20 protein-coding genes are annotated in these 20,280 nt (G+C 60.9%); 13 read left to right on the top strand and 7 right to left on the bottom strand.

Features of this window, described 5'->3' with window-relative positions; translation table 11 throughout:
• Window positions 1–217: 217 nt before the first annotated feature.
• Window positions 218–1,837, bottom strand: a complete 1,620-nt coding sequence (locus tag NDJ82_RS15285) for an FMN-binding glutamate synthase family protein (protein ID WP_158878435.1) — start codon at window positions 1,835–1,837, stop codon at window positions 218–220.
• A gap of 189 nt (window positions 1,838–2,026) precedes the next feature.
• Here NDJ82_RS15285 and NDJ82_RS15280 point away from each other — a divergent pair, with 189 nt between their 5' ends.
• The gene (locus tag NDJ82_RS15280) at window positions 2,027–2,299 is read left to right on the top strand and encodes a type B 50S ribosomal protein L31 (RefSeq protein WP_099583517.1); all 273 of its coding nucleotides are present in this window, start codon (window positions 2,027–2,029) and stop codon (window positions 2,297–2,299) included.
• A gap of 20 nt (window positions 2,300–2,319) precedes the next feature.
• Here the strand turns inward: NDJ82_RS15280 and NDJ82_RS15275 are convergent, their stop codons facing one another.
• From NDJ82_RS15275 to NDJ82_RS15260, 4 genes are all read right to left on the bottom strand, one after another.
• Complete coding sequence (locus NDJ82_RS15275; RefSeq protein WP_099583516.1) at window positions 2,320–3,690, bottom strand: ATP-binding protein; 1,371 nt, start codon at window positions 3,688–3,690, stop codon at window positions 2,320–2,322.
• The gene (locus NDJ82_RS15270; protein WP_191958227.1) at window positions 3,687–5,501 is read right to left on the bottom strand and encodes a DAHL domain-containing sensor histidine kinase; all 1,815 of its coding nucleotides are present in this window, start codon (window positions 5,499–5,501) and stop codon (window positions 3,687–3,689) included. The genes NDJ82_RS15275 and NDJ82_RS15270 overlap by 4 nt, the downstream gene beginning before the upstream one ends.
• The gene (locus NDJ82_RS15265) at window positions 5,498–6,421 is read right to left on the bottom strand and encodes a cytochrome-c peroxidase (RefSeq protein WP_250925835.1); all 924 of its coding nucleotides are present in this window, start codon (window positions 6,419–6,421) and stop codon (window positions 5,498–5,500) included. The genes NDJ82_RS15270 and NDJ82_RS15265 overlap by 4 nt, the downstream gene beginning before the upstream one ends.
• 64 nt (window positions 6,422–6,485) lie before the next feature.
• On the bottom strand, window positions 6,486–8,363 hold the full coding sequence (locus NDJ82_RS15260; RefSeq protein ID WP_250925783.1) for a putative bifunctional diguanylate cyclase/phosphodiesterase: 1,878 nt from the start codon (window positions 8,361–8,363) through the stop codon (window positions 6,486–6,488).
• A gap of 219 nt (window positions 8,364–8,582) precedes the next feature.
• Between NDJ82_RS15260 and nosR the strand changes: the two genes are divergently transcribed.
• Genes nosR through NDJ82_RS15240 form a run of 4 tightly spaced genes read left to right on the top strand, consistent with a single transcriptional unit; the run spans window position 8,583 to window position 11,511 of the window.
• Entirely contained in the window at window positions 8,583–9,884 is a 1,302-nt protein-coding gene (gene nosR, locus NDJ82_RS15255; protein WP_099583514.1) for a response regulator c-di-GMP phosphodiesterase, NosR family, read from the top strand.
• A 48-nt stretch (window positions 9,885–9,932) separates the two neighbouring features.
• The gene (locus NDJ82_RS15250) at window positions 9,933–10,346 is read left to right on the top strand and encodes an NUDIX hydrolase (RefSeq protein WP_191947181.1); all 414 of its coding nucleotides are present in this window, start codon (window positions 9,933–9,935) and stop codon (window positions 10,344–10,346) included.
• Window positions 10,347–10,369: 23 nt separating this feature from the next.
• Window positions 10,370–11,008, top strand: coding sequence for a LysE family translocator (locus NDJ82_RS15245; protein ID WP_099583512.1), 639 nt, complete (start codon window positions 10,370–10,372; stop codon window positions 11,006–11,008).
• On the top strand, window positions 11,005–11,511 hold the full coding sequence (locus NDJ82_RS15240) for a GNAT family N-acetyltransferase (protein WP_250925782.1): 507 nt from the start codon (window positions 11,005–11,007) through the stop codon (window positions 11,509–11,511). The genes NDJ82_RS15245 and NDJ82_RS15240 overlap by 4 nt, the downstream gene beginning before the upstream one ends.
• A 31-nt stretch (window positions 11,512–11,542) precedes the next feature.
• Here the strand turns inward: NDJ82_RS15240 and metR are convergent, their stop codons facing one another.
• On the bottom strand, window positions 11,543–12,460 hold the full coding sequence (gene metR, locus NDJ82_RS15235) for a transcriptional regulator MetR (protein ID WP_099583510.1): 918 nt from the start codon (window positions 12,458–12,460) through the stop codon (window positions 11,543–11,545).
• Window positions 12,461–12,642: 182 nt separating this feature from the next.
• Between metR and NDJ82_RS15230 the strand changes: the two genes are divergently transcribed.
• The 5 genes from NDJ82_RS15230 to NDJ82_RS15210 all read left to right on the top strand — a co-directional run bounded on the left by NDJ82_RS15230 (window position 12,643) and on the right by NDJ82_RS15210 (window position 16,163).
• A complete protein-coding gene (locus NDJ82_RS15230; RefSeq protein WP_099583509.1) occupies window positions 12,643–13,662 on the top strand; it encodes an alpha/beta fold hydrolase in 1,020 nt (339 codons plus the stop codon).
• Between the two features lie 54 nt (window positions 13,663–13,716).
• Window positions 13,717–14,370 (top strand): DsbA family oxidoreductase, encoded by a 654-nt coding sequence (locus NDJ82_RS15225; protein WP_250925781.1) that lies wholly within the window; start codon window positions 13,717–13,719, stop codon window positions 14,368–14,370.
• A 106-nt stretch (window positions 14,371–14,476) separates the two neighbouring features.
• Window positions 14,477–15,397 (top strand): arginase family protein, encoded by a 921-nt coding sequence (locus NDJ82_RS15220; RefSeq protein ID WP_158878489.1) that lies wholly within the window; start codon window positions 14,477–14,479, stop codon window positions 15,395–15,397.
• Window positions 15,394–15,774, top strand: a complete 381-nt coding sequence (locus NDJ82_RS15215) for a DMT family transporter (protein WP_032891828.1) — start codon at window positions 15,394–15,396, stop codon at window positions 15,772–15,774. The genes NDJ82_RS15220 and NDJ82_RS15215 overlap by 4 nt, the downstream gene beginning before the upstream one ends.
• A complete protein-coding gene (locus tag NDJ82_RS15210; RefSeq protein ID WP_158878441.1) occupies window positions 15,771–16,163 on the top strand; it encodes a DMT family transporter in 393 nt (130 codons plus the stop codon). Before NDJ82_RS15215 ends, NDJ82_RS15210 begins: the two co-directional genes overlap by 4 nt.
• A 63-nt stretch (window positions 16,164–16,226) precedes the next feature.
• Here NDJ82_RS15210 and NDJ82_RS15205 read toward each other — a convergent pair whose 3' ends face one another.
• A complete protein-coding gene (locus tag NDJ82_RS15205) occupies window positions 16,227–16,982 on the bottom strand; it encodes a MipA/OmpV family protein (RefSeq protein ID WP_250925780.1) in 756 nt (251 codons plus the stop codon).
• 214 nt (window positions 16,983–17,196) lie between these two features.
• Here NDJ82_RS15205 and NDJ82_RS15200 point away from each other — a divergent pair, with 214 nt between their 5' ends.
• The 3 genes from NDJ82_RS15200 to NDJ82_RS15190 are packed head-to-tail and all read left to right on the top strand — an operon-like array spanning window position 17,197 to window position 20,226.
• Window positions 17,197–17,895 (top strand): MtnX-like HAD-IB family phosphatase, encoded by a 699-nt coding sequence (locus tag NDJ82_RS15200; protein WP_250925779.1) that lies wholly within the window; start codon window positions 17,197–17,199, stop codon window positions 17,893–17,895.
• Entirely contained in the window at window positions 17,888–19,282 is a 1,395-nt protein-coding gene (locus NDJ82_RS15195; protein WP_158878442.1) for an aspartate aminotransferase family protein, read from the top strand. The genes NDJ82_RS15200 and NDJ82_RS15195 overlap by 8 nt, the downstream gene beginning before the upstream one ends.
• On the top strand, window positions 19,279–20,226 hold the full coding sequence (locus NDJ82_RS15190; protein WP_250925778.1) for an alpha/beta hydrolase: 948 nt from the start codon (window positions 19,279–19,281) through the stop codon (window positions 20,224–20,226). Before NDJ82_RS15195 ends, NDJ82_RS15190 begins: the two co-directional genes overlap by 4 nt.
• The last annotated feature ends 54 nt before the right edge of the window (window positions 20,227–20,280 follow it).

Here is a 20,280-nt window from a genome sequence, read left to right as displayed (position 1 = left end):
CTTGAACAAGTAGGTTTATTAAGGACAGGCAGGCGGCGGTGATGTCGTACGCCGTGCGTCGGGCGGGCGCAGGTTGGCGGTATTTGTAAGCAATTGCAAAGGTTGGGTATTACTGAATGTCTCAATTGCGCGCACGACCTTAACGGCATGTGAATCTCCTTGTTTCAACGATGCCGTCGATGGTCCGGTTCAGCAGAGGGGGGTTAGAACGCGTCCATCAGGCGACTGCTGACTCATGCGGCTCAAAACTGTCCGCCCGCGCCATCTGCCACATACGTGAATAAAACTCGCCGTTCACTTCACCGGTGAGCAATTCACCCGGCTTGAGGAACACATGCAGTTGCGAGAACAGCTTGATCTCGGTCGCTGACATGCGTCGCACCAAATGCTTGGCTGACAGCTGCGACGGATGATCCAGGCCCGCCGCCGCGAGCATTTCTGCCAACGCCTTGAGGGTGTTGCGGTGGAAGTTGAACACGCGCTGGGCTTTGTCCGGCACCACCAGGGCGCGTTGGCGCAATGGGTCCTGGGTGGCGACGCCGGTCGGGCATTTGTTGGTGTGGCAGCTTTGCGACTGGATGCAGCCGATGGCGAACATAAAGCCGCGCGCCGAGTTGGCCCAGTCGGCACCGATGGCCAGGACGCTGGCGATGTCGAAGGCGCTGACGATCTTGCCGCTGGCGCCGAGCTTGATCTTGTCGCGCAGGTTCAAGCCCACCAAGGTGTTGTGCACAAACAACAGGCCTTCACGTAGCGGCACGCCGATATGGTCGGTGAACTCCACGGGCGCGGCGCCGGTACCGCCTTCCTTGCCGTCGACCACGATAAAGTCGGGCAGGATGCCGGTCTCCAACATGGCCTTGGCGATGCCCATGAATTCCCACGGATGGCCCAGGCAGAACTTGAAACCTACCGGCTTACCGCCAGACAGTTCGCGCAGTTGGGCGATGAACTGCATCAGTTCGATGGGCGTGGAAAACGCGCTGTGGCGCGACGGTGAGACGCAGTCTTCGCCCATCAGGATGCCACGGGTTTCGGCGATTTCCTTGGTCACTTTATGCTTGGGCAGGATCCCGCCATGGCCAGGTTTGGCACCCTGGCTCATCTTGATTTCGATCATGCGCACCTGCGGGTTCTGCGCCTGCACAGCGAAACGTTCCGGGTCGAAACGGCCATCGCTGGTGCGACAGCCAAAGTAGCCGCTGCCCAGTTCCCAGGTCAGGTCGCCGCCGTTTTCACGGTGATAGGGGCTGATGCTGCCTTCGCCGGTGTCGTGGGCAAAGTTGCCCAGCTTGGCGCCATGGTTGAGCGCCCGAATGGCGTTGGCGCTCAGGGAGCCAAAACTCATTGCCGAGATATTGAACACCGACGCCGAGTACGGCTGTGTGCATTGCGGGCCGCCGACCATCACACGAAACGTGCTGGGATCGCTCAGCGGCGCCGGGCGCATGGAGTGGCCGATGAATTCGAAGCCCGACTGGTACACGTCGATGAGGGTGCCGAAGGGTTTGTCGGCGGTTTCGTTCTTGGCGCGGGAGTAGACCAGCGAGCGTTGCGAGCGGGAGAAGGGCAGGGCGTCGCTATCGGATTCGAGCAGGTACTGGCGGATTTCCGGGCGAATGGCTTCCACCAAATAACGGATATTGCCCAGGATCGGGTAGTTGCGGCGCACCGCGTGGGGGCTTTGCAGCAGGTCGAAAATGCCGATCAGGCTCAGCACGCCGGTGACCAGGGTGATGGGCCACAGCCATTCATGTTCGATAAAGGGGAGGCTGGCGAGGGTAAAAATGACGCACACAGCAAAAAAGGCGTAGCGGCTTAGCAAGGACAGGCTCATACGGTTTCCTTGGTTCGGACTCTGAGGTCGATGGGGCATTCTGCGCCAGTCCGGAAACCACAAACAACCTGGGGGTTTATTCTTCATATGCCGCCCCGGTCGTTTCTTATTGCAATCGGTTCTCGTTTGTAGGCTTATTTGGTGTTACTGTATAACAATAAAGTCGCAACCAAACGCCCCGGAGGCCCCATGAAAGCTGGTATCCATCCCGACTACCGCACAGTGCTGTTCCACGACACCGCTGCCGACGTGTTCTTCCTGATCGGCTCCACCGCCGACAGCGATCGCACCCATCAACACAGCGACGGCAACACCTACCCGTACATCCCGCTGGACGTATCCAGCGCGTCGCATCCGATCTACACCGGCCAGCAGCGCAAGACCCAGGTCGAAGGCCGGATTGCCGGGTTCAACAAGCGCTTTGCGGCGTTTGGGTCGAGTCCGAAAAAAGCCGAGGCGTGAGCATGATGCGGCGGCGTGCCCTACGCCGCCGTCTGCCGAATCGGCAGCACCACGCGAAACCGCGTGCCTTTGCCCAGCTCACTGCTCACGGAGATATCGCCACGGTGTTTTTTGACGATGCCGTAGGAGAGTGACAACCCCAGCCCCGTCCCTTCGCCCACTGGTTTGGTGGTGAAGAATGGATCAAAAATTTTCTGCATGGCCTGCGGGTCAATCCCGCAGCCGTTGTCCGCCACTTCCAGCCACACGTTCTCGCCTTCCACGCCGTTGCTGATGGTAATGGTGCCGCGCTCCGGCCCCATGGCTTGCGCGGCGTTGATCACCAGGTTCATGACCACTTGGTTGAGTTGCGAGGCCAGGCATTCGATTTCCGGCAATGGCGTATAGCGTTTGATCACGTCGGCCTTGTACTTGAGCTCGCTGGCGACGATGTTCAGCGTGGAGTCGATGCCCTGCTGCAGGTTTGCAAATTGCCAGGTCTGGTCATTGTCGACCCGCGAGAAGTTTTTCAGGTCCTTGACGATTTGCACCACGCGCCCGATGCCTTCCTTGGACTCCCTGATCAACAGGGGAATGTCGTCCTTGAGAAAATCCAGTTCCAGTTCGGTGCGCAGGGCTTTGAGTTGCTCGCCCTGCGCGAGGCTGTCCTCGGCCAGCCGGTAAGCTTCCAGCATCTGTTGCAGCTGGTTGAAGTAGCCATCGAGCGTGCTGAGGTTGGACGAGATAAACCCCACCGGGTTATTGATCTCATGGGCCACGCCCGCGGCCAACTGCCCCAGGGATGCGAGCTTTTCCGACTGTACCAGTTGGCTTTCCAGTTGCTTGCGCTCGTCGATTTCCACTTGCAGCGCCAGGGTGCGCTGTTCCACCAACTGCTCCAGGTGGGCGGTTTGCAGTGAGGCGCGGCGAGCCATGTCCCATTTGTTGGCCAGGGTATTGGCCATCTGCTGGACTTCGATGTTGTCGAACGGTTTTTTCAGGATCAGCAAACGATCGTAGCCCTGCAGGCGATGCAGCAGGTCATCCCAGGAATAATCCGAATACGCGGTGCACACCACCACCTGCAGGCCAGGGTCGACTTTCCACAACTCTTCGATGGTCTTGGCCCCGTCCCAGCCTTGGGGCATGCGCATGTCCACAAACGCCAGGGCATAGGGCCGGGTTTCTGCCATGGCCGTGGCGAGCAGCTGCAGGCCTTCCTCTCCGCCATAGGCCGAGTGCAGCTCAAAGGGTTGTACCGTGGGTTTGCTGGTGTCGCCGAACAGTGCCGACTCCATATCATCCAGCGCCTGGTTCGATTCACCGGTTGGCATCAGGATCTTGCGGAAATCGTCGTGGATCGACGGGGTATCGTCGATCAGCAAAATGCGCCGGTTAGGTGGTTGGTTCATGGCGGGCTTCCGGCAAGGGTCAGAGGAATCGTCAAGGTGAACACTGCGCCCAGCCCCGGCCCGTCGCTGCGGGCGCTGAGCTGGCCGTGCATTTCCACGGCGGCCAGGGCGCAACTGTGCAGGCCGAAGCCGTGGCCCTCCTTGCGGGTGGTGAAACCGTGGGTGAAGATCCGGGTCATGTTCTCGGCGGGGATGCCTTCGCCTTCGTCCTTCACGCTGATCTGCAAGGTGGCGTCGTCCAATTGTTGCACCGCCAGGGTCATCTGCCGTGGCCGGTCGGTGAGGTTGGACATGGCGTATTTGGCGTTGCTGATCAGGTTGACCATGATCAGCAGCAACCGGTGTTTGTCGGCCATGATTTCCGGCACTTGCCCATATTCCTTGACCACTGTGACGTGGTGGCGGCTCAGCGCGCCGGCGTTCATGCGCAGGGCGTCTTCCATCAGGGCGCTGATATGCACCGGCTCCATCAGCGTGGATGCACCGGCATAGGATTGCTGGGTAGAGACGATGTCCTTGATGTGGTCAACGCTTTTGCTCAGTTGCGCCAGTTCATCGGCCATGCCTTGCTGTTCGATGGCAATGGCCTCCACCAGTTGGTTGAGGTAGCCCGGCAGCAGCTTGCCCTTTTCATCCTGGGTCAGGAAGGTGCCCAGGTCAGCCGTGTGTTCGTTGATCAACTGCATGGCCTTGCCCAATCCCAATGCCTTGCTGCTGCGCAGTTTGCGGGTGACCAGGTCGGCGGAGATATTCACGCTGTTGAGCACATTGCCAACGTTGTGCAGCACGTTGGTGGCGATCTCCGCCATGCCGGCCTGGCGGGCGCTGTCCAGCAGTTCGCTCTGGGCATCCTTGAGCTGCTGGGTGCGCCGTTCCACCCGTTGCTCCAGGGTTTCATTGGCTGCTTGCAAGGCGCGGTTGACCCGGTTGATCTCGGCGAAACTGCGCAGCAGGCGCACCGCCAGATAGAGCAGCAATACCACCAACAACGTCGAGAAGATCAGCAGGTAGAGGTGGTATTGATGGTCGATCAGGTCGGCGGCTTGCTGGTCCTGATTGAGGTGGTTGTTCAGCTCGTCCAGGCGGTCGGCCACGGGGACTGCGGCAATGCGTTCGAGCAGGCCGTTGACCACCGGCTGTTCGCGCAGGATCAGCGAGATGTGGTTGCTGAGGATCTCCACCGGGGCCTGGAACTCAATCGGCAGGCGATCTTTGTTGATCGCCAGCTTGCCCAGGCCCACCAGGATATCGGCGGCGCGCTCGTCGCTGGTGACCTGGGCGAATTCAAGGCTGCTGAGCAGAAGATCGTAGGTGTCGGTGGCCACATCTTGCAGTTGCAGGCGGCCTGCGTCGTCAATGCGATTGAACTGCGCCTGGATGTCATCTTCGGCGGTTGGCAAAAAAGCCAGTGAGTTGCGCAGCACGGCATTGTGGGATTTGAACTGGTCGACCAACCGGGCTTTTTCCTGGATGGCTGCCTCATACGCCTCTGTGCTGGCCTTCCAGCGGGGCAGGTCTTCGGGGCCGTGGTAAAACGCGTCACTGCCCAGTTTGGCCCACAGTTGTGTCATGTCCGCGAGCGGCGTAACCAGCGGGTCGTAGTTGTGGGTGAGCGCGATCCGCGCCTTGAGCACTTCGCTGTCCCATTGGGCATTGAGCTGCTTGAGCTGGCGGATCAAGTCCCGTGACTGGGTATAGGTGGCCGTTTGGTCGCGGGAGGACTTGAGGTACAGAAATACCAGTGTCGAGGCCAGCAGCAGGGCGATCAGGCCGAGCAAGAGTTGGCTGGTGCGGCGGCGGGTAAGGGTCATAGAGGCTTGCCCGCCCATTCGCCGGTCAAGGTCTTGAGAAACTGGATGATCAGGTCTTTATCTTCCTGGGACGGGTTGCGCCCCAGCTGGTACTTGAACATCACGTCCACCGCCTCGGCCAGGGTCTTGGCCGAGGCGTCGTGAAAGTACGGCGCGGTGACGGCCACATTGCGCAGGCTGGGCACCTTGAACACATGGCGGTCTTCTTCGTCCTTGGTCAGCAGGTAGCGCCCCAGGTCTGATTCGACCGGGTTGCCCCGCGCCTTGAAGTAGTCACCCATCACCCCGAATTTCTGGAACATATTGCCGCCGATATTCACGCCCTGATGGCAGGCGATGCAGCCGTAATCCTTGAAACGCTGATAGCCGTATTTTTCCTGCTTCGTGAGGATGTCGGTGTTGCCCAGCAGGTATTGGTCGAAGCGCGAATTGGGGGTGAGCAGCGTGCGTTCATAGGTGGCCAGGGCGTTTTGCACATTGGCTGCGGTGACGCCGTCGGGGTAGGCCTGATTGAAGGCGTTCTGGTAGGCGGGCAGGGCGGTTAGATTCTGCACCACGGTTTTCCAGTCGCTGCCCATTTCCGCCGGGCTGATGACCACTTGCTCGACCTGGGCTTCCAGCGTGTCCACCCGGCCATTCCAGAACTGCTTGAAATTCAGGCTGGCGTTGAATACGGAGGGGGTATTGATCTCCACCGGTTTGCCGTCGAAGCCGATGGAGAAAGGCTTGTTGTCAGCACCCCCGGCTTCCAGCTGATGGCAACTGGCGCAGGAGAGCGTGTTATTCACCGACAGGCGTGGCTCATTGAACAACTGGCGACCCAGTTCGACTTTGGCTGCGTCCAGCACCGTCACTGGCGGCAAAGGCTTGAGCGCCTCGTCCAGAGGGGCGGCCGGCAGTGGCATGCTGAGTCCCACCATGACGGCCAGACCCAAACCATAGGTTGAGACTTCATTCAAGCGAGCACTCCTTGCAAGCGTGGGGCTATTGTCGGGTTATCGGCATCGCACGGCCGACCTGCAGCAACTGGGCGAAATCTTTCGCCGGCACGGCTTTGCTGAACAGAAAACCCTGGCCTTCTTCGCACTCCAGCGTTTTCAGGAAGTCCAGTTGTTCGGTGGTTTCCACCCCTTCGGCGATGATATTGAGTTCCAGGCTCTTGCCCATGCCGATGATCGCCGTGATCAACTGCGCGTCCTGGCTGTTGGTGTTCAAGCCGCGTATGAAGGATTGGTCGATTTTCAGCACATCAATGGGAAAGCGGCGCAGGTAGCTGAGGCTGGAATAACCCGTGCCGAAATCATCCAGTGCCAGGCGCACGCCCATGGCCTTGATTCGCTGCAGGATATCCACGGTTTCGTCGACGTTCTGCATCAGCACGCTCTCGGTGATTTCCAGCTCCAGTTGCGCCGATGGCAGGCCTGTTTCCTTGAGAACCGCCGCCAGGTTGTCAACGAAATCGCGCTGGCGAAAGTCGATGGCCGAGATATTCACGGAAACGCGCAAGGGGGGGAGGCCCATCACCCGCCAAATCTGTGCTTGCTCGCACGCCTGGCGCAGTACCCATTGGGTCAGCGGAACGATCAAGCCGCTGTCTTCAGCCACCGCAATGAAATCAGCCGGGTTGACCCACCCCGAGCGCGGCTGGAACCAGCGTATCAGCGCCTCCGCACCGACAATGTTGCCGGAAGCCAGGTCCAGTTTTGGCTGGTAATGCAACACAAATTCATCGCGTTCCAGTGCCTGTCGTATCGCGCTTTCCAGGTTTTGCTGGTGCTGGGCGCGCAGGTTCATGTCTTCGGTATAGAAACTGAAATTATCCGGGCCGCGTTCCTTGCTGGTGTGCATGGCGGTTTCGGCATGCTTGATCAGCTCTACGGCGTTGCCGCTGTCATTCGGGTAAATACTGATACCCAGGCAGGCGGTGACGCTCAGGTCATGCCCCGCCACATGGCGGGTGGCGCTGATAGTTTTAAGCAGCTTCTGGGCAATGTGCTGGGTTTGCTGAGGATGCTGGACATCGTTGAGCAGGATCACAAACTCGTCGGTGCCATAGCGAAACACCGAGTCCGACGCACGCACTGCCGCGATCAGGCTTTGGCTGACCTGCTGGAGCACTTCGTCGCCTACCGGATAGCCCAGGGCGTTGTTGATACGTTTGAATCGGTCCAGCCCGATAAACATCACCGCCAATTGCGTGTCATGTCGACGGCCCAGCGCAATGGCCTGGGTCAGGCGGTCGCCCAGCAGCGTGCTGTTGGGCAACTGCGTGAGCGCGTCGTATTGAAGGAGGTGCGAGACCTTGAGCAATTCCTGCACCCGTTCTTCGATGGTGCGCTCCAAGCCAAGCATCTTGAGCGCGACGTCCTGGGCGAGCTGCCATTTCCAGGTCAGCGCGCTGGCCATCTGGCGGATCTCCAAGTGGTCGAAGGGTTTTTTCAGGATCAGCAACTGGTCGTTGTATTTCAGCCGTGCCTCGATGGCTTCGAAAGAGTAGTCGGAGTAGGCCGTACACAGGGCGATCTGCAAGTTGGGATCGGCGTTCCACAGCTGTTCGATGGTGTGCAGGCCATCCCAGCCGGGCGGCATGCGCATATCAATGAACACCATGGCGTAAGGCGCGTTGGCGGCCAGGGCCTGGTTCACCAGCTCAAGGGCTTCCTGCCCCTGGTAGGCAGAGTCGAGCACAAATAACTGGCGCGGCGGGGCGGCTGTGGTGCCGAACAGGGTTGCTTCGAGGCTGTCCAGGGTCTTTTCGTCGTGTACAGCCGGGCAGAGAATCTTGCGAAAGTCTTCATGGATCGAGGCCGTATCATCGACGATCAGGATGCGACGGTTGGCCCGCCCTGAGCTCGAGTTCATGACGCTCTCCTCACCTGCAAAGGGGTCGACTGCATAACGATTCCTTCCCTGGTTCCATTGCTGCGCGGGGCGCGGACCTGCTGTGTCAGCATAGTCGGGTTCCCTTGAAATTGGCGGCCAGTTGGCGTCAAATCAACCCCGCGCGTTAAGCGAGGTAAGACGGCTTGGCACAAGGGTTCAATTTAGCTCAACTCAGTTTAATTGGAAGGCGCAGCACGCATGGATGAACAACTGGCTACGAAACCCACAGTCTTGCTGGTCGACGATGAAGAGTCGATCCTAAACAGCCTGCGCCGCCTGTTGCGCGGCCAGCCATTCGATGTGGTGCTCGCCGGCAGCGGTGCCCAGGCCCTGGAAATCATGGCCGCCCAGCCCATCGACCTGGTGATGAGCGATGCACGCATGCCCGGCATGGACGGCGCGCAGTTGCTGGCCGAGGTTCATCGCCTCTACCCCGCCACCAGCCGCATCTTGCTTACCGGTTATGCCGACCTGCCGACGATCATCAAGGCGATCAACGAAGGGCAGATCCACCGCTATATCGGCAAACCCTGGAATGACGAGGAACTCAAGCTGATCCTGCAACAGGCCCTGGAGCATCAGCGCCTGGAGCGCCTGACGCATCAGCAGAACGAGCAGCTCAAGCTATTGAATTCCACCCTGGAAAAGCGCGTGGTGGCACGCACCAGTGAGCTGCAACAGACCGCCGACATGCTCGACCTGGCCTACGACGAACTCAAACGCAGCTACGTGACGGGCACCGAAGTGTTTTCGCTGCTGGCCAACCTGCGTTTACCCAAGGACAAACAAACCAACCGCCCGTTGATCGATCTGATCCGAGTCTACTGCGCCGCCCAGTCCATGGACGAAGCCAGTACCCGCGACCTGGCCATGGCGGCGGCGCTGTACAACATTGGCAAGCTGAGCTGGAGCGACAGCATGTTGGTTGAGCCGGCCGACAAGCTGCACAGCACCGATCGCGAGCGTTACCGCGGCTACCCGGCGCAGAGCGAATCGCTGTTGATGACGCTGGAGCCGATGAAGGATGCGGCGCGGATGATTCGTCATCATCAGGAGCGTTGGGATGGCAGCGGTTTTCCCGACCACCTCAAGGGCGAGGCGATTCCGTTCGGTGCTCGCCTGCTGAAACTGGCAGTGGACTTCATCGAGTTGCAAAAAGGCCTGATCCTCGAACGGCGCCTGAACAGTGATGAAGCACTGTTATATATCCGCAAATATGCCGGGCGCCTCTATGACCCCGAGCTGATCGAAGACTTCGTCCAGGCCTGCGCGGCGTTTCTCAGCGACGTGACCTTGGGCGATCCGACCGTCAAGGTCTTGAGCACCCGTGAGCTGGCTGCCGGCATGGTCCTGGCGCGTAATCTCAATGCCGACAACGGCATGCTGCTGCTCAACGCCGGCAAGGTGCTGAACCTGCCGCTGGTGGACAAGCTGATTGCGTTCGAGGCAATGGAAGGGGCCAAGTACAGCGTATTTATCAAGGAACCGGAGGAGGCGTGAGCCGCGTTCCATTACTGTTCACTCTTTTGACTTAAAGGCTTTTATTTCATGTCCACCACTATCCGCATCGCCGCTGCCCTTTTGATCGGTGCTGACGGCCGAACCCTGCTGGTGCGCAAGCGCGGCACCCAGGCCTTTATGCAGCCCGGTGGCAAGATCGATGCCGGCGAGCAACCGGCCGAGGCCCTGGCCCGGGAACTGTTTGAGGAGCTGAACCTGCGTATCGATCCCAACGCGGCCGCCTATCTTGGCAACTTCTCTGCCCCTGCGGCCAACGAGCCGGGGTTCACCGTGGACGCCGAGTTGTTCCAAGTGCAGATTGACGTGCCCGTCGCCCCTGCCGCCGAAATCGAAGAAGTCCGCTGGATCGACCCTGCCGGTGATGGCGGCCTGGTCCTGGCGCCGTTGACGCGTGATTTGATCCTGCCGTTCTATCGCTCATCGCTGACTACCACTGCCTGATGCACAGGCTCAAGGACTGACCCGTGATCCCACTCAACGACTTGCTGATTTTCGCCGCCGCGTGCCTGCTGATGGTGCTCACCCCCGGCCCGAATATGATCTACCTGATCTCCCGTTCGATCTGCCAGGGCCGCAAGGCGGGCATGGTGTCGTTGCTCGGTGTGGTGGCGGGGTTCTTTGTGCACCTGTTCGCGGCGGCGGTCGGTTTGACGGCGGTGTTCCTCGCGGTGCCGATGGCCTATGAAGTGCTCAAGTGGGCTGGCGCGCTCTACCTGCTGTGGCTGGCCTGGCAAGCGGTCAAGCCGGGCGCACGCTCGCCGTTCGAGGCCCAGCAATTGCCGCCGGACTCCACCCGCAAACTGGTGACCATGGGCTTTCTTACCAGCGCGCTGAACCCCAAGATCGCGGTGTTCTACCTCTCGGTGTTCCCGCAGTTCATCACCCCGGAACACGGTTCGGTGTTTACCCAGAGCCTGATGCTGGGCTTCACCCAGATCAGCGTGAGTTTCCTGGTGAACATGCTGATCTCGCTGTTTGCCGCCTCCATCGCCGCGTGGTTTATGCACAACCCCACATGGCTGTCGGTGCAGCGCTATTTCATGGGCTTTGTCCTCGCCGCCCTGGCCGTCCGGCTGATGGTTGAGCAACGGCGCAGCGCATGAACATTCGCGCGCTCGGGGCGGCTGATGCGCAGGTGTATCGGGCCTTGATGCTGCAGGCCTATGAGGTTTATCCACAGGCGTTTACCTCCAGCGTGGCCGAGCGCGCATTGATGCCGCTGAGCTGGTGGGAGAAGCGCCTCGACAACCCGTTGGATCGGCTGCTGGGCGGTTTCGAAGGGGATGAACTGGCGGGGATTGTCGGCCTGGCGTTCGAGCCTCGGGAAAAGGCGCGGCACAAGGTAACGTTGTTTGGCATGTACGTGACCGAGGCTTATCAGCGCAAGGGCTTGGGCCGACGCCTGGTGGAAGCGGCGCTCGATGAAGCGCGCCAGCACCCGCGCCTCAAAGTGATCCAACTGACCGTCACCGCCGGCAATGATGCCGCGTTTGCGTTGTACCAACGTTGCGGGTTCATTCAATACGGCCTGGAGCCGCTGGCGGTGCGGATGGGCGTCGAATATTTCGACAAGATCCACATGTGGCGTGAACTGAAGACCGACTGAGATCTACCTGTGGGAGCGAGGGCTGGTTTGATCAGCGAACGGCGCTTACCCCGTCCAATGTCGAAAACGACGTGTCCTTGGCCGTAAGCAAAAAGTCGCGCATGTACGGCGCATCCAGCATGTCCGCACGAATCCCCGCATACAGCGTCGCAAACAAGCCTTTCTCACCCAGGCGCTTGGCCTTCACGTAGCCACGCGAGCTGTATTCATGCAGCGCCCAATGGGGCATGCCGCACACGCCACGGCCGCTGGCGACCAGTTGCATCATCATCACTGTCAGCTCCGAGGTCCGCACCTGGGCCGGCTCGATGTCGGCGGGTTCCAGGAAGCGCGTGAAGATGTCCAGGCGGTCGCGCTCCACCGGGTAGGTAATCAGGGTTTCGGGCAGCAAGTCTTCAGGCACGATGAACGACTTGTTCGCCAGCGCGTGCTGGTTGGCCACGGCCAGCATGGCTTCGTAGGTGAACAGCGGCACATAAGTGATGCCCGGCAGTTCCAGCGGGTCGGACGTGACTACCAGGTCCAGGTCGCCACGGGCCAGGGCCGGCAGCGGGGCGAAGGCAAAACCCGACGCCAGGTCCAGCTCGACTTCCGGCCAGGCGTCGCGGAACTGGTCGATGGTCGGCATCAGCCACTGAAAGCAGCTGTGGCATTCGATGGCCATGTGCAGGCGCCCAGCGGTGCCACCGGCCAATCGTGCGATATCGCGTTCGGCGCCGCGCAGCAAGGGCAGGGTGGCGTCGGCCAGTTGCAGCAGGCGCAGGCCGGCGCTGGTGAAGCGTAGCGGCTTGGTCTTGCGCACGAACAGCTGCATGCCCAGGCGCTCTTCCAGCTCCTTGAACTGGTGGGACAGCGCCGATTGCGTCAGGTGCAGGCGCTCGGCGGCTTCCACCAGGCTGTCGGCTTCGCGCAGGGCGTGCAGGGTCTTGAGGTGACGGATTTCGAGCACGGGCTCTCCATGAAGACAATTTGTGACGAAGTTGAATAGCGTGAGTTTGTCTCATGTTGCAAGGCGTGTCGACCACGACCACTGGGCACTCTTCATCAAACGGTCATACAAGTGTGGCAGCGCGCTTGAACAAACTTCATCAGACTCGCGCTCTACTGGGGTTCTGCGTTTCGGTGTTTTTCATGCGCGTGTTGCTTTTACTGGCCGCCTTCTGGTTTGGCCTGCCGTCTTTTGCGGCGTCTCGATGTGATGTCAATGTCCCGACCCAAACGGTCGACCTGGAAACGGTGAGCATCGCCTACCAGAGCATCGGCCGTGCGTCCGATCCGGCGTTGCTGCTGGTGATGGGCCTGGGTGGGCAATTGATCCATTGGCCGGACGAAGTGGTGGAAGCCCTGTGTCAACAAGGCTTCAGGGTGATCCGCTATGACAACCGCGATGTCGGCCTGTCCACCTGGCGCCAGGCGCCGGCCAACGCCAATCTCACCTTTGAAGTGCTGCGCTACAAGCTCGGCTTGCCGGTGGCGGCGCCGTACACCCTGACCGATATGGCCGATGATGCACTCGGGCTGATGAGCGCGTTGCAGATCGAGCAATTTCACGTGCTCGGCGCGAGCATGGGCGGCATGATCGCCCAGCATTTGGCGGCCATGGCACCGCAGCGGGTGGAGAGCCTGACCCTGATCATGACCAGCTCCGGCGCCGAAGGCTTGCCGGCACCGAGTGCGGCGTTGGTGCAACTGTTGTCGAGGCGCGGCGCGCCCAATCGCGAGGTGGCCCTGGAACAACAGGCCGATCTGCTGGCCGCGCTGGGCAGCCCGACGATCAAGGATGATCGCCAGGCGCTGCTGCACCAGGCGGCGCTCTCTTACGACCGTGCCTTCAACCCGGAGGGCGTGAAGCGCCAGATCATGGCGATCCTCGCCGAGCCCAGCCGCGTACCGCTGCTCAACCAGTTGCGCGTGCCGACCCTGGTCGTCCACGGCACCGCCGACCCGTTGTTGCCGGTGATGCACGGCGTGCACCTGGCGGCGCATATCCAGGGCAGCCAATTGAAGCTGATTCCCGGCATGGCCCATCGTTTCCAGGAGGCTTTCAAGGCGCCGCTGCTGACGGCGGTGTTGCCGTACCTGCAAGCCCATCGTGAAGACGCGGCCCATTGGGCACAGATTGATCAGGTGGCGCCTGCGAAGCTGTTGTGAGGTGGTGTATCGTGCAACCTTTGCGGCGTATGACTGCCAACGAGGTTGCCTACCATGAGTACTCCCCTGAAAATCGATTTCGTCAGTGACGTGTCCTGCCCCTGGTGCATCATCGGCCTGCGTGGCCTGACCGAAGCCCTCGACCAACTGGGCACCGAGGTGCAGGCCGAGATCCATTTCCAGCCGTTCGAACTGAACCCGAACATGCCTGCCGAAGGGCAGAACATCGTCGAGCACATCACTGAAAAATACGGCTCGACCGCCGAAGAATCCCAGGCCAACCGTGCGCGCATCCGCGACATGGGCGCCGATCTGGACTTTGCATTCCGCACCGATGGCCAGAGCCGCATCTACAACACCTTCGACGCCCATCGCCTGTTGCATTGGGCCGGGTTGGAAGGCTTGCAGTACAACCTCAAGGAAGCGTTGTTCAAGGCCTACTTCACCGATGGCCAGGACCCGTCCGACCAGGCCACCCTGGCGATCATTGCCGAGAGCGTCGGCCTGGATATCAAGCGCGCGGCCGAGATTCTCGCCAGCGATGAATACGCCGCCGACGTCCGCGAGCAAGAGCAGCTGTGGACATCCCGTGGCGTGACGTCGGTGCCGACCATCGTGTTCAACGACCAGTACGCGGTCAGCGGTGGTCAGCCGGTTGAGGCGTTTGTGGGGGCGATTCGCCAGATCATTCGCGAATCCCAGAACTGAAGCCGAGCACAAATCAAAATGTGGGAGGGGGCTTCCCCCCTCCCACAAATATCTCACTGGCCCGCCCCTTGCATTGACCCCCTAAAGCCATAGGGGACACATGACCTTGAACATTCTCGACCTCGATCACAGCCTCACGGCCCAGGCGCCGATTGCCCGGCGCCTGGCCAGTGGCCGTGCTACCTGCATCGACCTGCTCGACCTGGGCCCGAAGCTGCGCCTGTGGTCCACCGCAAAAACCTGGAAACGCTTCACCGAACGCCTGGCCCGACGGCCACGGCCTACGGATGCGCGACCGGAAATCCTGTTTGTCGGCTCCGGCGATTATCACCACCTCACGCCGGCCTTCCTTGCCGATCTCAAAGAACCCATCAGCCTGATCCACTTCGATAACCACCCCGATTGGGTGCGCTTTGCGCCCAAGCGACACTGCGGTTCATGGGTCAACCGCGCGCTGAAGATGCCGGCGATCAAACGCATCGTCACCCTCGGCCCGTGCAGCGATGACTTGCACAACCCGCAGCTGCGCGGCGGCAACCTTGGCGCCCTCAAGCGCGGGCAGTTGCAGCTGTTTCCCTGGCAGCATCCGCCGTCGAAAGTCTGGGGCCGGGTCGGCGATGGCGCGGGTCACCAGCAGCAGGAAAACCACCTGCACTGGCGCAATCTGGCGGAGCTGGACTGGGCCGCGTTCCTTGAACAGATGATCAGCAGCCTGCCCACCGAGGCGATCTGGATCACCATCGACAAGGACGTGCTCGCCAGTGAAGACGCGGCCACCAACTGGGACCAGGGCGGCATGCGCCTGACCCACTTGCTCCAGGCCCTGCGCGCGCTGGCGGCACGCAAACGGATCATCGGCATCGACGTGTGCGGCGAGTTCGCCACGCCGGCGTTCAGCAACGCGTTAAAGCGTTGGGAAGCCAAGTCCGACCAGCCGCCAGTGGGGCGCTGGAGCCCCGAGGATTTGCAGCGCAATGCGGCCACCAATGAAGCCCTGATCGACCTGTTTGAGGAGCTGTTCCCGTGACCTTGACCGTGGTGTTGCTGGTGGCGTTTTCCATCGTGCTCGATGTGATCGGCCAGTTGTGTTTCAAGCTCGGCCTGGACCGTTTGCCGGAGTTGGAAGGCGGCTTTCGCCTGAACGCATTCTGGGGCCAGGTGTTTAATGCGCCGTTACTGTGGGCGGGGATCGGTGCCTACGTGATCGAGTTTTTTATCTGGCTGGAAGCTCTGTCCCGTGCGCCGTTGAGCCTGCTGTTTCCAGCCGCCGCGCTGGCGTATTGCGGGGTGGTGCTGGCAGGCAAAGTGGTGCTGGGTGAAACCGTCAGCCGCCGCCGCTGGCTGGGCACGTTGGTGATTACCTTGGGGGTGATGCTGGTGGCGATTGCCGGGAGTCAGGCATGAATGCGCACGCATGGTTGCATGGACGTTTCGGCACCGTGGTGCTCTGGGCCCTACTGATCTGCACCGAGAGCGCCGGGCAGTTGTTTACCAAAGTCGCCGGTGACCAACTGGGGCAGATGGATTTCAACCTGCAGTGGCTGGCCGATGTGGCGCGTAACCCAGGGATTCTGGCGGCGATTGCCTGCTACATCGGCGCGTTTTTCGTGTGGATGCTGATCCTGCGGCGCAGCAGTCTGTCCTTGGCGTTTCCGCTGAGTTCACTGGTGTTTGTGGTGGTGCTGCTGGGGTCGTGGCTGGGGCTAGGGGAACATATCAGCCCGCTGCACTGGGTGGGAGTGGCGGTGATTATCGGCGGGATAGCGCTGCTGGCGGAAGGTGAAAAGAGCTGATACAGGCCAATGTGGGAGGGGGCAAACCCCCTCCCACATTTATATCTCCATGCATCAGGTGAATCAGTCGAAGGTGTAGCTGATCGCCGTCTGCACCTGGCCCTGGTTCACCTCACCAGCCTGCCTGACGATACTGCTGTCCGCCGCCGAGCCCACCAGATGCACCCAGCTGGCGCTGGTCAGCAGTGACCAGTTGGGCGCCAGGGGGAACTGGAAGCTCTGGCTCAGGGTGATGTTCTGGAAACCGCCGCTGGCGTTGTAGGCCTTGAAACCCGTGGCCGCCGCCTCGTTTTCATCCACCCCGAAATACGTCTGGGTCTGCCGCGCATCCGCGAAGTGCGCCACCAGCCCACTGCTGCCAATGATCCCACCGCCCAGGGGATAGCCCAGCTCGCCGCCGACCTTGCCCAGCGCGCTGCTCTGGGAGTGACCACCACCGACAGCCTGGCCCAACTGGGCATAGACCCGCCAGAAGTCAGCCGGAGCGTATTGGATGAACCCGCCTATTTCAGCCATGTCCGACACGTTGCGCAGGCCCTGCAACGAGCCGTTGGAGGTGCGCCCCTGCAGGTAATTGATGTACGGGCCGGCGCTGAAACCGTTGGTGTTCAGGGCGCTCCAGCTCAAACCGTCATCGGTGCCCAGGCTCACGTTGCCCCAGTCCAGGTCGAGGTAGGGGACGGGCCGGGTTTCGTAGCGGCTGCCGGTCGGGTCGTGGGGCTGGTAGCTGACGCCTGCGCCGACGTCACCGCTGATGCCTTCGGCGTGGGCGGCGAGGCTCAGTAAACCGGCGAGTGCCGCGCATGTGATCCTCAACATGGTCACAGTTCCTAAGTGAATACACGCGCATGAACGCGCAAACCCCCGGCCCCACGCAAGCACTCATCTTGTTTGTAGCAAGCTACAAAAATTGTAGCTTCCACGACACATTGCGCCTCCCGCGCCCAGCCCCGCTGGGCTTCAGCCACTTGGCACACTCCCTGCTCTACCCCTGGTGAACGCGCAGACAGCGCACTCCATCAAGGTAACCACAATGATTGACTGGCATATCGTGTGCGACTTCGACGGGACCATCACCCCCACCGATGTTATCGACAACGTCCTCCAACGCTTCGCCGGCCCCGAGTGGGAAACCATCGAGCAGCAATGGCTGGATGGGCATATCGGTTCACGCGAATGCCTGAGCCGCCAACTGGCGTTGATCAAGGCCACCCCCAGCGAGTTGCTGGCGTACTTCGACAGCGTCGAGATCGACCCGGACTTTCCGGACTTCGTCGATCACGTGATTGGCCTCGGCGCGTCCATCGAAGTGGTCAGCGATGGTATCGAGCAAGGCATTGCGCGGATCCTGTCGCGCAACTACGTGACCTTGCTGCCGATCCTCGCCAACCGCCTGCGCCAGGTCGACCAGAACAGCTGGCGCATCGATTTCCCGTATTCCAGCGACGCCTGCCGCGCCGCGTCCGGCAACTGCAAGTGCAAATCCACGCCGCGCAACAAGCGCGTGCTGGTGATCGGCGACGGCAAGTCCGACATGTGCGTGGCCTCCACCGCCGACTTCGTGTTCGCCAAGGGCAGCCTCGCCGAGTACTGCGTCGCCCACCAGATTCCCCATGCGCGCTTCGACAGCTTTGCCCAAGTGCCTGCGCTGCTCGCGCAACTGCCTCAGGGCATTGCCGCCAACGCGACCTCCTTCACTGCCGACACACAGGAAGTTTTCCACCATGTCTGATATCCGCATCGCTACCGCCGAAGACCAGATCCTCCTGGATAAAGAAGCCAAGTACTGCTCCTACGGCGACACCGTCCACTACATCGAGCCGCCGCGTATTTTCAGCCGCTGCGAAGGCTCCTACGTGTGGGACACCGAAGACCAGGCCTACCTCGACCTGCAAATGTGGTACTCGGCGGTCAACTTCGGCTATGCCAACCCGCGCCTGAACAACGCGCTGAAACAGCAGATCGATACCCTGCCGCAAATCGCCAGCCAGTACCTGCACAAGGGCAAGATCGAGCTGTCGGAAATGATCGCGGTGGACGCCAAGAACAAGTTCGGCCTGGACGGGCGCGTGCACTTCAACGTCGGCGGTTCGCAGTCCATCGAGGATTCGCTGAAAGTGGTGCGTAACGCCAGCAACGGCAAAAGCCTGATGTTCGCCTTCGAAGGCGGTTACCACGGGCGCACCCTCGGCGCGTCGTCGATCACCTCCAGTTTTCGCTACCGTCGCCGCTATGGCCACTTCGGCGAGCGCGCCAATTTTATCCCGTTCCCGTACCACTTCCGTGGCCCCAAAGGCATGACGAAAGAAGAGTACGGCAGCCAATGCGTGCAGCAATTCGCACGTCTGTTCGAGACCGAATACAACGGCGTCTGGGACCCGAAAACCAACCAGTGTGAATATGCAGCATTTTACGTCGAGCCGATCCAGGGCACCGGCGGCTACGTGATCCCGCCGATGAACTTCTACCGTGAGCTCAAGCACGTGCTCGACCAGCACGGCATTCTGATGGTGTCCGACGAAATCCAGATGGGCTTCTACCGCACCGGCAAGCTGTGGTCGATTGAGCACTTCGACGTGCAGCCGGATGTGATCGTGTTCGGCAAGGCCCTGACCAACGGCCTCAACCCACTGGGTGGCATCTGGGCCCGTGAAGAGCTGATCAACCCGAAGATCTTCCCGCCAGGCTCGACCCACTCCACCTTTGCCTCCAACCCGTTGGGCACGGCGGTGGGCCTGGAAATGTTCAAGATGACCAACGAAGTCGACTACGGCGCAATGGTCATGGCCAAGGGCAAATACTTTCTGGAAGGCCTGCAGGATTTGCAGAAGCGCTTCCCGATCATCGGCGATGTCGACGGCCTGGGCCTGGCGCTGCGCTGCGAAATCTGCGGCCCGGACGGCTTCACGCCGGACAAGGCGACCCTGGACTACATGGTCGAAGAAGGCATGAAGGGCGACATGGTGGTGGATGGCCAGAAACTCGGCCTGATCCTCGACGTGGGCGGTTACTACAAGAACGTGATCACCCTCGCGCCGTCCCTGGAAATCAGCTACCCGGAAATCGACCTCGGCTTGAAGCTGCTTGAGCAACTGTTGGTGCGAGCGACCACGCGGTGAGCCGGGCAGAGATCGACCTCGGCGAAGGTGATGCCGGCTTCGTTCTCGGTGAAGGTCCGGTCGGGATCCTGTTGATCCACGGCCTGACCGGCACTCCGACCGAACTGCGCCAGGTCGCCAAGGGCCTGGCCAAGGCGGGCAATTGCACGGTGTACGTGCCCACCCTGGCCGGGCACTGCGGTGATAACAGTGACCTGCAGGCCACTGGCTGGCGTGACTGGTATGAAGGCGTGCGCAAGACGTTTGTACAGATCAAGCAGCGGCACGCGCAGGTGTTTGTCGGTGGCTTGTCCATGGGTGCGGTGATGTCGATGTACCTGGCCTCCGAGCATCCGGGCCAGGTCGCCGGCCTGCTGATGTATTCCACCACCTTGAAGTACGACGGTTGGAGCATCAGCAAAATGGCGTTTATCACGCCGTTGCTGATCCGCATTCCTTTCGGCGTGCGCTTGTTCCGCTTCACCGAGAAGCCGCCGTACGGCATCAAGAATGAACGGCTGCGGGCGATCGTCGAGCGGCAGATGAAGGAAGGCGAGAGCAGCGAAGCGGGGTTGTTGACCATGGAAGGCGTGACCGTGCGCGAGTTGCACTGGATGAACGCGGTGGTCAAGAAACGCATGCCCCGGATCAACGTGCCGGCGCTGGTGCTGCACTCCATCGAGGACGACATCACCAGCCGCTGGAACGCCGATTACGTGGAGCGCCACCTCGGCGGGCCGGTGACCAAGATCCTGCTGGACAACTGCTACCACATGATCACCGTCGACCTGCAATACCGGCGGGTGATTGAGTTGAGTGCTGACTTCATCAGCCGGCAAGTTTCCTGTGGTGAGCAGTGCTGTTGTGGTGAGCAGGCTTGTTGTGGTGAGCAGGGCTGTTGTGGTGAGCAGGCTTGCCCTGCGCTGGGTGGCGAAGCCGCCCCAAAACCTGCCATTGCGGTCTAGCTGGAGAAACTCATTGCCTGGATTGGGGCTGCTTCGCCACCCAGCGCGGGCGGT

Source organism: Pseudomonas sp. SR18 (assembly GCF_023701505.1).
Classification (GTDB): Bacteria; Pseudomonadota; Gammaproteobacteria; order Pseudomonadales; family Pseudomonadaceae; genus Aquipseudomonas; species Aquipseudomonas cyclaminis.
This window is presented reverse-complemented; position numbering and strand designations above follow the sequence as displayed.

Bases quoted from the DNA above. Each gene is read 5' to 3' on its own strand.
- NDJ82_RS15285 (WP_158878435.1), bottom strand. From the start codon at position 1,837: ATGAGCCTGTCCTTGCTAAGCCGCTACGCCTTTTTTGCTGTGTGCGTC.
- NDJ82_RS15280 (WP_099583517.1), top strand. From the start codon at position 2,027: ATGAAAGCTGGTATCCATCCCGACTACCGCACAGTGCTGTTCCACGAC.
- NDJ82_RS15275 (WP_099583516.1), bottom strand. From the start codon at position 3,690: ATGAACCAACCACCTAACCGGCGCATTTTGCTGATCGACGATACCCCG.
- NDJ82_RS15270 (WP_191958227.1), bottom strand. From the start codon at position 5,501: ATGACCCTTACCCGCCGCCGCACCAGCCAACTCTTGCTCGGCCTGATC.
- NDJ82_RS15265 (WP_250925835.1), bottom strand. From the start codon at position 6,421: ATGGTGGGACTCAGCATGCCACTGCCGGCCGCCCCTCTGGACGAGGCG.
- NDJ82_RS15260 (WP_250925783.1), bottom strand. From the start codon at position 8,363: ATGAACTCGAGCTCAGGGCGGGCCAACCGTCGCATCCTGATCGTCGAT.
- nosR (WP_099583514.1), top strand. From the start codon at position 8,583: ATGGATGAACAACTGGCTACGAAACCCACAGTCTTGCTGGTCGACGAT.
- NDJ82_RS15250 (WP_191947181.1), top strand. From the start codon at position 9,933: ATGTCCACCACTATCCGCATCGCCGCTGCCCTTTTGATCGGTGCTGAC.
- NDJ82_RS15240 (WP_250925782.1), top strand. From the start codon at position 11,005: ATGAACATTCGCGCGCTCGGGGCGGCTGATGCGCAGGTGTATCGGGCC.
- NDJ82_RS15230 (WP_099583509.1), top strand. From the start codon at position 12,643: ATGCGCGTGTTGCTTTTACTGGCCGCCTTCTGGTTTGGCCTGCCGTCT.
- NDJ82_RS15225 (WP_250925781.1), top strand. From the start codon at position 13,717: ATGAGTACTCCCCTGAAAATCGATTTCGTCAGTGACGTGTCCTGCCCC.
- NDJ82_RS15210 (WP_158878441.1), top strand. From the start codon at position 15,771: ATGAATGCGCACGCATGGTTGCATGGACGTTTCGGCACCGTGGTGCTC.
- NDJ82_RS15205 (WP_250925780.1), bottom strand. From the start codon at position 16,982: ATGTTGAGGATCACATGCGCGGCACTCGCCGGTTTACTGAGCCTCGCC.
- NDJ82_RS15200 (WP_250925779.1), top strand. From the start codon at position 17,197: ATGATTGACTGGCATATCGTGTGCGACTTCGACGGGACCATCACCCCC.
- NDJ82_RS15195 (WP_158878442.1), top strand. From the start codon at position 17,888: ATGTCTGATATCCGCATCGCTACCGCCGAAGACCAGATCCTCCTGGAT.